Annotated in this window: 11 protein-coding genes; 9 read left to right on the top strand and 2 right to left on the bottom strand. The window is 70.4% G+C overall.

Annotation, left to right across the window (positions count from 1 at the left end):
- The first annotated feature begins 125 nt into the window (after positions 1-125).
- The 7 genes from AB0C12_RS26580 (at position 126) to AB0C12_RS26550 (ending at position 9,071) form a co-directional block, all read left to right on the top strand.
- Positions 126-3,794, top strand: coding sequence for a nitrate reductase subunit alpha (locus tag AB0C12_RS26580; protein WP_360552405.1), 3,669 nt, complete (start codon positions 126-128; stop codon positions 3,792-3,794).
- Positions 3,794-5,458 (top strand): nitrate reductase subunit beta, encoded by a 1,665-nt coding sequence (gene narH / locus AB0C12_RS26575; protein WP_360552403.1) that lies wholly within the window; start codon positions 3,794-3,796, stop codon positions 5,456-5,458. Before AB0C12_RS26580 ends, narH begins: the two co-directional genes overlap by 1 nt.
- Positions 5,455-6,075 (top strand): nitrate reductase molybdenum cofactor assembly chaperone, encoded by a 621-nt coding sequence (narJ, locus tag AB0C12_RS26570; RefSeq protein ID WP_360552401.1) that lies wholly within the window; start codon positions 5,455-5,457, stop codon positions 6,073-6,075. Before narH ends, narJ begins: the two co-directional genes overlap by 4 nt.
- Entirely contained in the window at positions 6,072-6,824 is a 753-nt protein-coding gene (gene narI, locus AB0C12_RS26565; RefSeq protein ID WP_360552399.1) for a respiratory nitrate reductase subunit gamma, read from the top strand. Before narJ ends, narI begins: the two co-directional genes overlap by 4 nt.
- Positions 6,825-6,847: 23 nt before the next feature.
- A complete protein-coding gene (locus tag AB0C12_RS26560; RefSeq protein WP_360552397.1) occupies positions 6,848-8,047 on the top strand; it encodes an MFS transporter in 1,200 nt (399 codons plus the stop codon).
- Positions 8,048-8,056: 9 nt separating this feature from the next.
- Positions 8,057-8,386 (top strand): cupin domain-containing protein, encoded by a 330-nt coding sequence (locus AB0C12_RS26555; protein WP_360552395.1) that lies wholly within the window; start codon positions 8,057-8,059, stop codon positions 8,384-8,386.
- A 67-nt stretch (positions 8,387-8,453) separates the two neighbouring features.
- Positions 8,454-9,071, top strand: a complete 618-nt coding sequence (locus AB0C12_RS26550) for a hypothetical protein (protein WP_360552393.1) — start codon at positions 8,454-8,456, stop codon at positions 9,069-9,071.
- A 123-nt stretch (positions 9,072-9,194) separates the two neighbouring features.
- On the opposite strand, the gene AB0C12_RS26545 is transcribed toward AB0C12_RS26550, so the two are convergent.
- Positions 9,195-9,755 (bottom strand): STAS domain-containing protein, encoded by a 561-nt coding sequence (locus AB0C12_RS26545; RefSeq protein WP_360552391.1) that lies wholly within the window; start codon positions 9,753-9,755, stop codon positions 9,195-9,197.
- 192 nt (positions 9,756-9,947) lie between these two features.
- On the opposite strand from AB0C12_RS26545, the gene AB0C12_RS26540 reads away from it, so the two are divergent.
- Both AB0C12_RS26540 and AB0C12_RS26535 read left to right on the top strand, forming a co-directional pair.
- A complete protein-coding gene (locus AB0C12_RS26540; RefSeq protein WP_360552389.1) occupies positions 9,948-10,682 on the top strand; it encodes a GAF and ANTAR domain-containing protein in 735 nt (244 codons plus the stop codon).
- 176 nt (positions 10,683-10,858) lie between these two features.
- Positions 10,859-12,331, top strand: a complete 1,473-nt coding sequence (locus tag AB0C12_RS26535) for a glycoside hydrolase (RefSeq protein WP_360552387.1) — start codon at positions 10,859-10,861, stop codon at positions 12,329-12,331.
- Between the two features lie 57 nt (positions 12,332-12,388).
- Here AB0C12_RS26535 and AB0C12_RS26530 read toward each other — a convergent pair whose 3' ends face one another.
- On the bottom strand, positions 12,389-13,228 hold the full coding sequence (locus AB0C12_RS26530) for a hypothetical protein (protein WP_360552385.1): 840 nt from the start codon (positions 13,226-13,228) through the stop codon (positions 12,389-12,391).
- Between the last annotated feature and the right edge of the window lie 12 nt (positions 13,229-13,240).

Raw genomic sequence — 13,240 nt, 5'->3', positions numbered from 1 at the left:
CGGGCGACGAGCCTGGTGATTCGGGACTTTCGGCCCGGGTGTGCCGGGCAAGATCGTAGTGGAGTGGCCAGGTCGGATGTGTCGGCCGCGTGAACGCGCGGTCGCGAGCCACGGAATGGGGAAACATGGCGGGCGGGACCGGAACCGCGGCGCGGGCGCTACTGGCGGCCGGTGGACTCGTACGGCGGGCGGAGGTGTCCGCGGACGGCCGCACGCTGCACCAGATCGGCGGCCGGGAGGCGGACAGCTTCTACCGGGACCGCTGGTCCTACGACAAGGTGGTGCGCTCGACCCACGGGGTGAACTGCACCGGCTCGTGCTCCTGGAAGGTGTACGTCAAGGACGGCATCATCACCTGGGAGCAGCAGCAGACCGACTATCCCAGCGTCGGCGCCGACCGGCCGGAGTACGAGCCGCGCGGCTGTCCCCGTGGTGCCGCCTTCTCCTGGTACACGTACTCACCGACACGGGTGCGGTATCCGTACGCCCGCGGTGTGCTGATCGAGATGTACCGGGAGGCCAAGGCCCGCCTCGGCGGTGACCCGGTCGCGGCGTGGGCCGACATCCAGGCCGATCCGGTCCGCCGCCGCCGCTATCAGCAGGCCCGGGGCAAGGGCGGACTCGTCCGGGTGTCGTGGGACGAGGCACAGGAGATCGTCGCCGCCGCACACGTGCACACCATCGGCGCGTACGGCCCGGACCGGGTGGCCGGATTCTCGCCGATCCCGGCGATGTCCATGGTGTCGCACGCCGTCGGTGCCCGCTTCCTCAGCCTGATCGGCGGCTCCATGCTGTCGTTCTACGACTGGTACGCCGATCTGCCGGTCGCCTCGCCGCAGATGTTCGGTGACCAGACCGACGTGCCCGAGTCGGGGGACTGGTGGGACGCCTCCTACCTGGTGATGTGGGGCTCCAATGTGCCGGTGACGCGTACCCCGGACGCGCACTGGATGGCCGAGGCCCGCTACCGCGGCCAGAAGGTCGTCGTGGTGTCGCCGGACTACGCCGACAACGTGAAGTTCGCCGACGAATGGCTGCCCGCGCAGCCCGGCACCGACGGCGCTCTGGCGATGGCGATGGGCCACGTCATCCTCAAGGAGTTCTTCGTCGACAAGGTGACGCCGCGCTTCGCCGAGTACGTGTCGCGCTACACCGATCTGCCGTATCTGGTCGCGCTGGAGCCGGTCGACGGCGGCGGCTACCGGCCGGGCAAGTTCGTGACGGCCGCCGACCTGGGGGAGACCGGGGCCGAGGCGGCGTTCCGGCCGGTGTTGTGGGACTCGGTCACCGACGCGCCCGCGGTGCCCGGCGGCTCGCTGGGGGACCGGTTCAGCGAGGCCGGCGTCGGCCGGTGGAACCTCGATCTCGGCGACGTCGTGCCCCGGCTCAGCTGCGCCGGTGGTGTGGGCGTCGAGATCGCGTTGCCGCGCTTCGACAACGACACCCCGGAGCTGATGCGCCGCGGCGTGCCCACCGCCGAGGTCGGCGGCAAGCTGGTGACGACCGTCTTCGACCTGATGCTGGCGCAGTACGGCGTCGCCCGCCCGGGTCTGCCCGGGACCTGGCCGAGCGGTTACGACGACGGCGAGATGCCCTACACCCCGGCGTGGCAGGAGCCGATCACCGGCGTACCCGCCGCGGCCGTGGCCCGGATCGGCCGCGAGTTCGCCGACAACGCCGAACGCTCCGGCGGCCGGTCGATGATCCTCATGGGTGCCGGGACCAATCACTGGTTCCATTCCGACACCACCTACCGGGCGATGCTGACCCTGACCACGCTGACCGGCTGCCAGGGGGTCAACGGCGGCGGCTGGGCGCACTACGTCGGGCAGGAGAAGTGCCGGCCGGTGACCGGCTGGTCGCACCTGGCCTTCGGGCTGGACTGGGCCCGGCCGCCGCGGCAGATGATCGGCACCGCGTTCTGGTATCTGCACACCGACCAGTGGCGCTACGACCAGTACGGCGCCGACGTGCTGAGCTCCCCGCTGGCCAAGGGCGAGTTCGCCGGCAAGCACACCGCCGACCTGCTGGCCAAGTCGGCCCGGCTGGGCTGGATGCCGTCGATGCCGACCTTCGACCGCAACCCCCTCGATGTCGCCGACGACGCTCTGGCCGCCGACGCCGACAACCCGGCCGCCCACGTGGCGAAGGAGCTCGTCGACGGCCGGCTCGGCTTCGCCTGCACCGACCCGGACGCGCCCCAGAATTGGCCCCGGGTGCTCACGGTGTGGCGGGCGAACCTGCTGGGCTCCTCGGCCAAGGGCAACGAGTACTTCCTGCGGCACCTGCTCGGCACCGACGCGTCACTGCGTGCCGAGGAGGCACCGTCGGACAAGCGCCCGCAGGACGTCGTCTGGCACGACGAGGCGCCCGAGGGCAAGCTGGATCTGCTGCTGTCGCTGGACTTCCGGATGACCTCCACGACCTTGTTCTCCGACGTCGTCCTGCCCGCGGCGACGTGGTACGAGAAGCACGACCTCAACACCACGGACATGCACCCGTTCATCCACGCGTTCACCCCGGCGATCAACCCGCCGTGGCAGACCCGCACCGACTTCGACGCGTTCCACGGCATCGCGAAGGTCTTCTCCGAGCTGGCCGGTCCGCGCCTGGGCGTGCGCAAGGATCTGGTCGCGGCGCCGTTGCTGCACGACACCCCGGACGCGATGGCGACCCCCGGCGGTGTCGTGCGGGACTGGAAGACCGGCGAGGCCGACGCGATCCCGGGCCGGACGATGCCGAAGTTCGTCGTGGTGGAACGCGATTACGGTGCCATCTCCGCGAAGATGAGTTCGCTGGGCCCGCTGCTGGACCGGCTCGGCACCACCACCAAGGCCGTCACCGTCGATGTCAATCCGGAGGTCGAGCTCCTGCGGAAGGTCAACGGCACGGTTCGCGGTGGGGTCGCCGACGGCCGCCCGCGCCTGGACACCGACATCCGCTGCTGCGAGGCGATCCTGGTGCTGTCGGGCACGACCAACGGCCGGGTCGCGACCGAGGGTTTCCAGTTCCTCGAGCGGCGTACCGGCCAACGGCTGGCGGATCTGGCGGCCGAGCACGAGGGCAAGCAGATCCGGTTCGCCGACTGCCAGTCCCGGCCGGTGCCGGTGATCACGAGTTCGGAGTGGTCGGGCAGTGAGCACGGCGGGCGCCGGTACTCGCCGTTCACGATCAACGTCGAGCGGCTCAAGCCCTGGCACACGCTGACCGGGCGGCAGCACTTCTACCTCGACCACGACTGGATCAAGGAGCTCGGCGAGGAGATGCCCGTCTTCCGCCCGCCGCTGGACATGCACAAACTGTTCGGTGAGCCCAGGCTCGGTCCCAAGGGGGAGCTGGAGCTGACGGTGCGCTACCTGACGCCGCACTCGAAGTGGTCCATCCACTCCGAATACCAGGACAACCTGATCATGCTGACGCTCTCGCGCGGCGGGCCGACGATGTGGATGAGCGAGCAGGACGCCGCCAAGATCGGGGTCACGGACAACGAGTGGATCGAGGCGGTCAACCGCAACGGCGTCGTGGTCTGCCGGGCCGTGGTCACCCACAAGATGCCCGAGGGCACCGTCTACATGTACCACGCCCAGGAGCGGGTCATCGACGTGCCGAAGGCCGAGACCAACGGCCGGCGCGGCGGCATCCACAACTCGCTGACCCGGCTGCTGATCAAGCCCAGCCACATCATCGGCGGCTACGCGCAGCTGTCGTTCGCGTTCAACTACCTCGGCCCGACCGGCAACCAGCGCGACGAGGTCACCGTCATCCGCCGTCGCTCCCAGGAGGTGCAGTACTGATGCGCGTCATGGCCCAGATGTCGATGGTGATGAACCTCGACAAGTGCATCGGCTGTCACACCTGCTCGGTCACCTGCAAACAGGCGTGGACCAACCGCTCCGGTGTGGAGTACGTGTGGTTCAACAACGTCGAGTCGCGGCCCGGGCAGGGCTATCCCCGCACCTATCAGGACCAGGACCGGTGGCAGGGCGGCTGGACGCGTACCCGGGCCGGGCGGCTCAAGCCCCGCGCCGGCGGCCGGATCAAGAAGCTGTTCAGCATCTTCGCCAACCCCAAGATGCCCACCATGCAGGACTATTACGAGCCCTGGACGTACGACTACGAGCACCTGCTCACGGCCCCGGCCGGCAACGACACCCCGGTGGCCCGGCCCAAGTCCCTGCTGACCGGCGAGGACACCAAGGTGACCTGGTCGGCGAACTGGGACGACTCGCTCGCGGGCGGCAATGAGATCGCGGCCGGCGACCCGGTGCTGCAACAGCTCTCCGAACAGGTACGCCAGGAGTACGAAAAAGCCTTCCTGTTCTTCCTGCCGCGCATCTGCGAGCACTGCCTCAACCCGTCCTGCGCGGCCTCCTGTCCCTCCGGGGCGATCTACAAGCGCGCCGAGGACGGCATCGTGCTGGTCGACCAGGACCGCTGCCGGGGCTGGCGGATGTGCGTGACCGGCTGCCCGTACAAGAAGATCTACTTCAACCACCGCACCGGCAAGGCCGAGAAGTGCACCTTCTGCTTCCCGCGCATCGAGCTCGGCCAGCCGACCATCTGCTCGGAGACCTGCGTCGGGCGGCTGCGCTACCTCGGCCTGATGCTGTACGACGCGGACCGGGTGGGTGAGGCGGCGGCGGTCAAGGACGAGCACGCCCTGTACGAGGCCCAGAAGTCGGTCTTCCTCGACCCGCACGACCCGCAGGTGATCGCCGCGGCCCGCGCCGCCGACATCCCGGACGACTGGATCACCGCGGCGCAGCGCTCCCCGATCTGGGACCTGATCATGAAGTACGAGGTCGCGCTGCCGCTGCACCCGGAGTACCGCACCATGCCGATGGTCTGGTACATCCCGCCGCTGTCGCCGGTCGTGGACATCCTGCGCGACACCGGCCACGACGGCGAGGACCTGGACAACCTCTTCGGCGCCGTCGACGCGCTGCGCATCCCGGTGGACTACCTGGCCGGGCTGTTCACCGCCGGCGACCCGGCCCCGGTGACCGCCGTCCTGCAGCGGCTCGCCGCCATGCGCGCCTACCAGCGCCGGATCAACCTCGGTGAACAGCGCGACGAATCGCTGGCCGCCGCGGTCGGCATGACCGGCACCGAGATGGACGACATGTACCGACTGCTGGCCATCGCCAAGTACGAGGAGCGCTACGTCATCCCGGCCGCCCACGCCGAGGACGCTCACCACCTCGAACAACTGGCCACCGAGTGCAGCCTCGACACCGACGGCGGGCCGGGCATGGGCGGCTCCGGGCCGTTCGGCGAGGCATCCGGCACGCCGGCGCCGATCTCGATCGAGAACTTCCACATGCTCCGGAACCGGCAGACCGCGGACTCGGCCGCCGCGCCCGAGGACAAGGCCCAGCGCGTCAACCTGCTCAACTGGGACGGCAAGGGTCGTCCCGAGGGACTCTTCCCGTCCAAGAAGGACGGAGGCGACCAGTGACCACCCCGGCCTGGCGGCCTGTCGCGGCCCGCGCCGCCTCGCTGCTGCTGCGGTACCCCGACCATGAGGTGCTGTCGGCGCTGCCCACTCTGGTGGCGGCGCTCGACGACCTGCCGGCCCCGGTCGCGCAGCCATTGCGGGTGGTCGCCGAGCACCGCCGTGCCGGTGACCCGGTCACGCTCGCGGCGGCCTACGTCGAGTTGTTCGACTTCCGCCGCCGTTGCTGCCTGCACCTGACCTACTACACCGCCGGTGACACCCGCAAGCGTGGCGAGGCGCTGGTGCTGTTCGCCGAGGCGTACAAGAAAGCGGGTCTGCGGCTCGTCGGCGGCGAACTGCCGGACTATCTGCCCGCGGTGCTCGACCTGGCGGCGCTGGACGACGACGGGTGGCGGCTGCTGCGGGAGAACCGCATCGGCCTGGACCTGCTGGCCAGGGCGCTGCACACCGAGAAGTCGGTCTACCGGCACGTCATCGAGGCGGTACGGGCCATGCTGCCACCGCCCCAGCCCGGTGACATCGCCGCCGCCGTCCGGCTCGCGCAGACCGGACCGCCGGTCGAACAGGTCGGGCTCGAGCCGTTCGGGCTCGTCGACACCACCGGAGGCCGGCGATGAACGTGCTGCTCTGGGTCGTCTTCCCGTACCTGTGCATCGCCGTGCTGGTCGGCGGCCTGCTCTGGCGCTACCGCTACGACAAGTTCGGCTGGACCACCCGGTCGTCCCAGCTGTACGAGAGTGCGATCCTGCGCTGGGGCAGCCCGATGTTCCACTTCGGCGTGCTGATGGTGCTCGTCGGGCACGTCGGCGGGCTGATCATCCCCAAGTCCTGGACCGAGGCCGCCGGGATCACCGAACACGCCTACCACCTGACGGCCGTGTTCGTCGGCACCGTCGCCGGCTTCTGCACGCTGATCGGCATGGCGATCCTCATCGCCCGGCGCCGGCTCACCGGGCCGGTCTTCGCCGCCACCACGAAGAACGACAAGGCCATGTACCTGGTGCTGGCCGGGGTGATCGTGCTGGGACTGTGGTCGACCCTGCGGGCCAACGTGGCCGGCGACGGCTACGACTACCGCGAGACCATCTCGCCGTGGTTCCGGTCGCTGTTCTATCTCAGCCCGGACCCGGAGATCATGGCCGCCGTCCCGATCGGCTTCCAGCTCCACATCATCGCCGCGTTCTCGCTGTTCGCCTTCTGGCCGTTCACCCGCCTCGTGCACGCCTTCAGCGCACCCGTGGGCTACCTGACCCGTCCCTACGTGCCCTACCGCAGCCGGGACACCCGCCCCGGGTTGCGTCCGTCCCGGCCGGGCTGGGAAGGCCCGCCGAAGCTGCCCACCCGCTCCGGCCGCGACCGCGGCTGACCGGCCCGACCCGAGGAACCACGATGACCACATCCGCCGCCGCGGTGCGACCGGGCGCCACCCGCAACCTGATCCTCGCGACCATCGGCTTCATGGTGAACTTCTGGGCCTGGGCCCTGCTGGGCCCGCTCGGGCCGGGCGTCAAAGAACGCCTGGGGCTCAGCTTCGCGGCCCAGTCGCTGCTGGTCGCGGTGCCGGTGCTGGTCGGCTCGCTCGGCCGGATCCCGGTCGGCGCGCTCACCGACCGGTACGGGGCCCGGATCATGTTCCCGCTGGTCAGCCTGGCCACCATTGTCCCGGTGCTGACCCTGACCGTCGTGTCGTCGTACCCGGCGCTGATCGTCACCGGCTTCTTCCTCGGCCTGGGCGGCACCACCTTCGCCGTCGGCGTGCCGCTGGTCTCCGGCTGGTATCCGCCGGCCCGCAAGGGCTTCGCCATCGGCGTCTTCGGCGTCGGCATGGGCGGCACGGCGATCGCCAACTTCACCACCGTCAAGCTGGCTGACGCCTACGGCGACAACACACCGTTCCTGCTGGTCGCGGCGCTGCTGGCGGCGTACGCGGTGGCCGCGTTCCTGCTGATCCGCGACGCCCCGGACCGGCAGCGGCCGGCCGGCTCGGCCTGGGGACGGATCAAGGACGTCGGCCGTCTGGCCGTCACCTGGCAGATGTGCTTCCTGTACGCGGTCGGCTTCGGCGGGTTCGTCGCGTTCAGCGTCTACCTGCCGGCGTACCTGCGCGAGGCGTACGGTCTCACCGCCAACGACGCGGCCCTGCGTACCGCCGGTTTCGTGGTCCTGGCCGTGATCGCCCGGCCGGTGGGCGGCTGGTTGTCCGACCGGCTGCACCCGGTGCCCGTGCTGGTGTGGTGCTTCTCCGGCACCGCGCTGTTCGCCGTCGTGCAGGCGTTCCAGCCGCCGCTCGTCCCGGTCGCCACGATCGCCTTCCTGGCCCTGGCCGGACTGCTCGGAGCGGCCAGCGGCGCCGTGTTCGCCCTGGTCGGCAAGGTCGCACCGGCGGACAAGGTCGGCAGCGTGACCGGCGTTGTCGGGGCGGCGGGCGGCCTGGGCGGCTTCGTCCCACCCCTGATCATGGGCTGGGTGTACGGCGCCGAGAGCTCGTACGCCATCGGCCTGATGCTGCTGTCGGACGTCGCGATCGCGGCCGCCGTCTACACCGCCGTCAAGATGAGCGGCCTGGTCCGCCGTCCGGTCACCACCTGAAGGAGCACCATGCCCACCTCGTTGACCACCCTCGTCACCCAGCACCTCGCCACGGCCCGCGACTCGTCCAGCGGCCGCAGCGCCGAGACCCTCGTCGGCGGGCACTCGCACACCTTGCGGCAGACACTGATCGCGCTGCGCGCCGGTGCGGCCCTGGACGAGCACGAGAATCCCGGCGAGGCCACCCTGCACGTCCTGACCGGCCGCGTCCGGCTCGCCAGCGGCGACACATCCACCGACGGCACGACCGGTGACCTGCTCGTGATACCGGACGCCCGGCACAGCCTCACCGCGCTGGAGGACGCCGCCGTGCTGCTGACCGTGGCCAAGCTCGGATAGGCCGAAGGTCCCGGAAGGTACGGCAGTGCGGCACTGATCACCGCCGGCGTTCCTGGATGGAATAGGGATGCAGACAACAACACGGAAGGACGTGGACGCCATGACCGCCGTCCAGCACCCCAAGACCATCACCGCAGAGCGCGACGGCACCGTAATCTCCATCGGCGCCGCCGGAGCGACCGTCACCGAGACCCGTCGCAGCAAGGCCACCCGTTTCACTCTCGCCGGTCTGCGTCTGGCGCTGGGCTGGGTGTTCCTGTGGGCGTTCATCGACAAGCTGTTCGGCCTCGGCCTGGCCACTCCCGACAAGGGGGCGTGGATCAACGGCGGCAGCCCGACCAAGGGCTTCCTGGGCAACGCCGTCGCGGGTCCGTTCGAGGGCGTCTACCACAGCATCGCCGGTGCGGCCTGGGCCGACTGGCTGTTCATGCTCGGCCTGGCCGGCATCGGCATCGCCCTGATCGCCGGGATCGGCATGCGCCTGGCCGCCGCCGCGGGCGGTCTGCTGCTGGTTCTGATGTGGACCGCGGTGCTGCCTCCGGAGAACAACCCGTTCATGGACGACCACCTGATCTACGCCGGTGTCCTGGCCCTGCTGGCTCTGACCGCCGCCGGTGACACCCTCGGCCTCGGCAAGATGTGGGCCCGGCTGCCGCTGGTCCAGCGCCTGCCCTGGCTCAAGTAGCCCACGATCACCCACCGACGGCGGCACCCACCACGGGTGCCGCCGTCGGCCTGCGCGAGGTATGTGGGCCCGGCCGTCCGTGCACCGCCCGTCGTAGTCGCCGCCGGCCGGCCGGACTCGGCGCTACGCCGGCGGTGCCGCGCCGGGCGCGTACCGGGCCGCCTGTATCCGCTGGTGGCGAGCTTCGTTGTCAGCGCGCATGTCTCTGGCGCGTGCCCGGGTCTCTACGGCGGCCCGCCGCAGGGCTTCCGAGCGAGCGATAATCTCGTCGTGGCCTGGCGCGGGCCGCGGTGCCGGCGCGGCAGTGGTCGGGGGCCCGGCCGAGGGCGGCAGTCCGAACCATTCGAGCAGGCCGGATATCCGCAGCACGGTCAGGACGGCCGGCCCGGGACTGATCAGCACGAGCCGGCAGCCCCGAGCGACGGCCTCGGCGCGGCATCTGAGCAGGCCCCGGAGGCCCGACAAGTCCAGGATGGTCAGCGCCGAGGCGTTGAGGTCGATGGTGGTGAGGTGCTGCTCGCGCAGCAGGCGACGGATCGCCTCGTGCAGTCGCGGGGCCGTGGAACGGTCGGCTTCTCCGGTGAGGATCAGCTCGGCCCTGGTGTGATCGTCGGTCAGCAGCGTGCGGATGCCCAAGGGCGCTGACCGGGCGTCAGGAGGATGGTGCGGGCGCTCGAGGTCCATGAGGACAGCTCCGGCGTCGATGCGACGGCCAGGATCCCTCTGGGCTGAAGGCAAGGGCAGGCGCACCGATGACCCTACCGCAGATCAGAGGTGGCCGGCGGTAACCTCGTCCCGGCGGGACGGTAATAGCCTGGGCGGCGGAGTCGGTGCCGGCCGGGGCCGTCCCGGACCGGAGTGGGCGGGGAGCAGGCCATGGCCGACGACAGCGGTAGCAACGGTGGGCGCGGCAGGACGTCGCCGCGGACCGACCTGGCGGTGACGCTGAGCCGTCTGGCCCGCAGCTTGCAGGACAACGACAACGCTGACGACACGCTGCGAGCCATCGTGTACGCGGCGGTCGATACGATCCCCGGCGCGCACTACGCGGCTCTGTCCGTGGTGCAGCGCCGCCGCGAAGTGCGGACCGAGGCGGGCACGGACGAACTGGTCTACCTCGTCGACCAGGCGCAGTACGAAACCGGCCAGGGCCCGTGCCTCGACGCGGTGTACCAACAGCGGACAGTGCGCCTGAGCGACATGAGCACCGAGCAGCGGTGGCCGGAGTTCACCGGCCGTGCCCAGGAGCTCGGGGTGCGCAGCATGTTGTCGTTCCAGCTGTTCGTGCAGCACGACAATCTCGGCGCGCTGAACCTCTACTCGCGGCAGCTCGACGCCTTCGACGGCGATTCCGAGCACATCGGTCTGCTGTTCGCCACGCACGCCGCCGTGGCGATGTCCGGCGCTCAGCAGCAGGATCACCTGAACAAGGCCCTGGCCGCCCGGGACGCCATCGGGCAGGCCAAGGGCATTCTCATGGAACGCCACAGACTGACCGCCGACCAGGCGTTCTCCGTGCTCGCCCGGGCCAGCCAGGAGTCCAACATCAGGCTCGTCGAGGTCGCCCGCGCGCTGAACGAAACCGGACAGTTGGACCGGACCGCCGGGTAGCAGCCGCCGGACGGCTGCTTGACACACCGCAAATGTTAGCGCAATCATTCAGCAACATCGATGCCCTGTCGATCGATCCTCCGGCGACTACGAGGGCGCCATCGACTCGGCACTCGGGCACGGGATGCAGGTGATCCGCTCGGGCTGGGGCCTGTGATCAATCTCGGGAGGACTCCATGACCACAAGAAGGACGGTTCTCGGCGCCGCGGGAGCGACCGGGCTCGCCGTCGCCACCGGCGCCCTCGGCGCGGGGCCGGCGTGGGCGGACGCCACCATCGCCGTCGACCCCGGCGCCGACTTCGGCGCGTGGGAGGGCTGGGGCACCTCACTGGCCTGGTGGGCCACCGTCTTCGGCGACCGTGACGACTTCGCCGACCTCTTCTTCACCATGCGGAACGTGTCGTACAACGGCACCACGCTGCCCGGCCTCGGCCTGACCATCGCCCGCTACAACCTGGGTGCCAGCAGCTGGAACGCGATCAACGGCGAGCGGATGGTGGCCTCGCCCAACATCCCGCGTTTCAAGCAGATCGAGGGATTCTGGCTCGACTACACCAACGAGGACCCGGCCTCGTCGGCGTGGAACTTCAACCTCGACGCCAAGCAGCGCGCCGCCCTGGTCAAGGCGACCCAGCGGGGCGCGATCAGTGAGCTGTTCGCCAACTCGCCGATGTGGTGGATGTGCAGCAACCACAACCCCTCCGGGGCGGCCGGCGGCGGGCTGAACCTGCAGGCGTGGAACCACCGTCAGCACGCCCATCACCTCGCCGTCACCGCCCGCTACGCGCAGGAGCGGTGGGGCGTGCGTTTCCGGACCGTGGACCCGTTCAACGAGCCCTCCGCCGGCTGGTGGCGCGCCGACGGCACCCAGGAAGGCTGCCACATCGACGCGCAGACCCAGCGCAGCGTGCTCGGGCACCTGCGCACCGAGCTGAACCGGCAGGGCCTGACCGGCGTGACGATCTCGGCCTCGGACGAGACCGACTTCGACGCCGCCCGGGCGACCTGGAACAGCTTCGACAGTGCCACCAAAGCACTCGTACGGCAGGTGAACGTGCACGGCTACGGCCCGGACACCCGCCGCGACCTGCTCTACAACGCCGTCCGCGCCGACAACAAGGTGCTGTGGAACTCGGAGCACGGCGACAGCGACGGCACCGGCCTGGCCATGGCCCGCAATCTGTGCATGGACTGGCGCTGGCTGCACCCGACGGCGTGGTGCTACTGGCAGGTGATGGACCCGTCGGCCGGCTGGGGCACGATCCGCTACAACGGCACCACGGCCACCGCCGGGGCGATCGAGACCAAGTACTACACGCTCGCCCAGTTCACCCGGCACATCCGTCCCGGCATGCGGATCCTCGACCTCGGCGTGGACCACGCGATCGCGGGCTACGACGCGGCCGCCCGCCGTCTGGTGATCGTGGCGCTGAACGCCGGAGCCGCGCAGAACCTGACGTTCGACCTGTCCCGCTTCGGCCAGGCCACCGGCGGCACGGGCGCCGTGGTCCCACGCTGGTCCACCGTCCCGGGCGGCTCCGACCGGTACACCGTCCGGCAGGACATGCGGATGGTCGGCCAGCGCGTCACCGTCCCGTTCCCGGCGGCCTCGGTCCAGACCCTGCAGATCGACGGCGTGGCGGTGTGACGCGCGGCGTGGCCGAGGGCGGAAGGACCCCCGGCCACGCTGTGTCGGCTGTCCTGGTCAGGACAGCGGCTGCGGCTCCCCGTACAGCAGGTCGTCCATGACGACCACGTCGCGGGTCGACGTGTCGGTGTTGGTGCTGCTCAGCGGGGCGTTGCCGGTGGTGATGCGGACCTCGTACACGTCGGCGGTGGTCTTGACGCCGAGGAACGAGAGGCTGCGGTTGGCCGTGGTGCCCTTGGGCACCGCCTGCCACCAGAGCTGGGTGCCCCACTGGTCGTACAGTTCGATCTTCGTTGTGCCGGCCTTGTCGACGTCGGTGAAGACGGCGCCGAAGCCCTTGACCGTGGCCGGCTTGGTCGTGCCCGGCTGGAAGAACCGGACGCTCATCCGGTTCGTGCCCAGTGGCGTGAACAGCCGCTGCGCGCTGAACACGTTGAAGTTCTCCCGGTACTGGGCGTTGATGTTGCCGAACCGGACCGCGGTCTGGGTCGGGTTGTCGCTGTCCGCGCTGACCTGGAACTTGTTGCCGGCCCCGGTGGAGAACACCGCGCCCCGGGGCACGGTGGTGTTGAAGAAGTCGCGGGGCAGCAGGTTCGGCGCGGACTGGGCGTCCGGCGCACCGTCCCAGTTGATCTCACGCCGCCCGGCCGGCTGGGTTCCCGGCGCGCTGCCGTTGTTGGGCTCGCCGAGCAGCGCGCGGTAGGCGTCCACGGTGGGCTGCAGGCCCGCCGCGTCGCTCGCGGCGCCCTCGATCTTGGTGAAGGACGGCGCCGCGAACGAGTCGGCCGCGGCCGACGGCGCCGCCGTCGCCGGTCCTAACGGCAGCAGGGCCACCGGTACGACGGCCGCGGTGGCAGCGAGCTGGAGCAGCCGGCGGCGGAACGGGTTGGTGCGCATCAATGATCTCCC

Origin of the sequence: Actinoplanes sp. NPDC048967 (assembly GCF_040649415.1) — a bacterium.
Classification (GTDB): domain Bacteria; phylum Actinomycetota; class Actinomycetes; order Mycobacteriales; family Micromonosporaceae; genus Actinoplanes.
Note: the sequence above shows the minus strand (reverse complement) of the source record. Positions and strands in the feature narration are given on the sequence as shown.

Excerpts from the sequence above, each read along its gene's own strand:
- narI (WP_360552399.1), top strand. The coding sequence starts at position 6,072 with ATGAACGTGCTGCTCTGGGTCGTCTTCCCGTACCTGTGCATCGCCGTG.
- AB0C12_RS26560 (WP_360552397.1), top strand. The coding sequence starts at position 6,848 with ATGACCACATCCGCCGCCGCGGTGCGACCGGGCGCCACCCGCAACCTG.
- AB0C12_RS26580 (WP_360552405.1), top strand. The coding sequence starts at position 126 with ATGGCGGGCGGGACCGGAACCGCGGCGCGGGCGCTACTGGCGGCCGGT.
- AB0C12_RS26530 (WP_360552385.1), bottom strand. The coding sequence starts at position 13,228 with ATGCGCACCAACCCGTTCCGCCGCCGGCTGCTCCAGCTCGCTGCCACC.
- AB0C12_RS26535 (WP_360552387.1), top strand. The coding sequence starts at position 10,859 with ATGACCACAAGAAGGACGGTTCTCGGCGCCGCGGGAGCGACCGGGCTC.
- AB0C12_RS26540 (WP_360552389.1), top strand. The coding sequence starts at position 9,948 with ATGGCCGACGACAGCGGTAGCAACGGTGGGCGCGGCAGGACGTCGCCG.
- AB0C12_RS26550 (WP_360552393.1), top strand. The coding sequence starts at position 8,454 with ATGCAGACAACAACACGGAAGGACGTGGACGCCATGACCGCCGTCCAG.
- AB0C12_RS26545 (WP_360552391.1), bottom strand. The coding sequence starts at position 9,755 with ATGGACCTCGAGCGCCCGCACCATCCTCCTGACGCCCGGTCAGCGCCC.
- AB0C12_RS26555 (WP_360552395.1), top strand. The coding sequence starts at position 8,057 with ATGCCCACCTCGTTGACCACCCTCGTCACCCAGCACCTCGCCACGGCC.
- narH (WP_360552403.1), top strand. The coding sequence starts at position 3,794 with ATGCGCGTCATGGCCCAGATGTCGATGGTGATGAACCTCGACAAGTGC.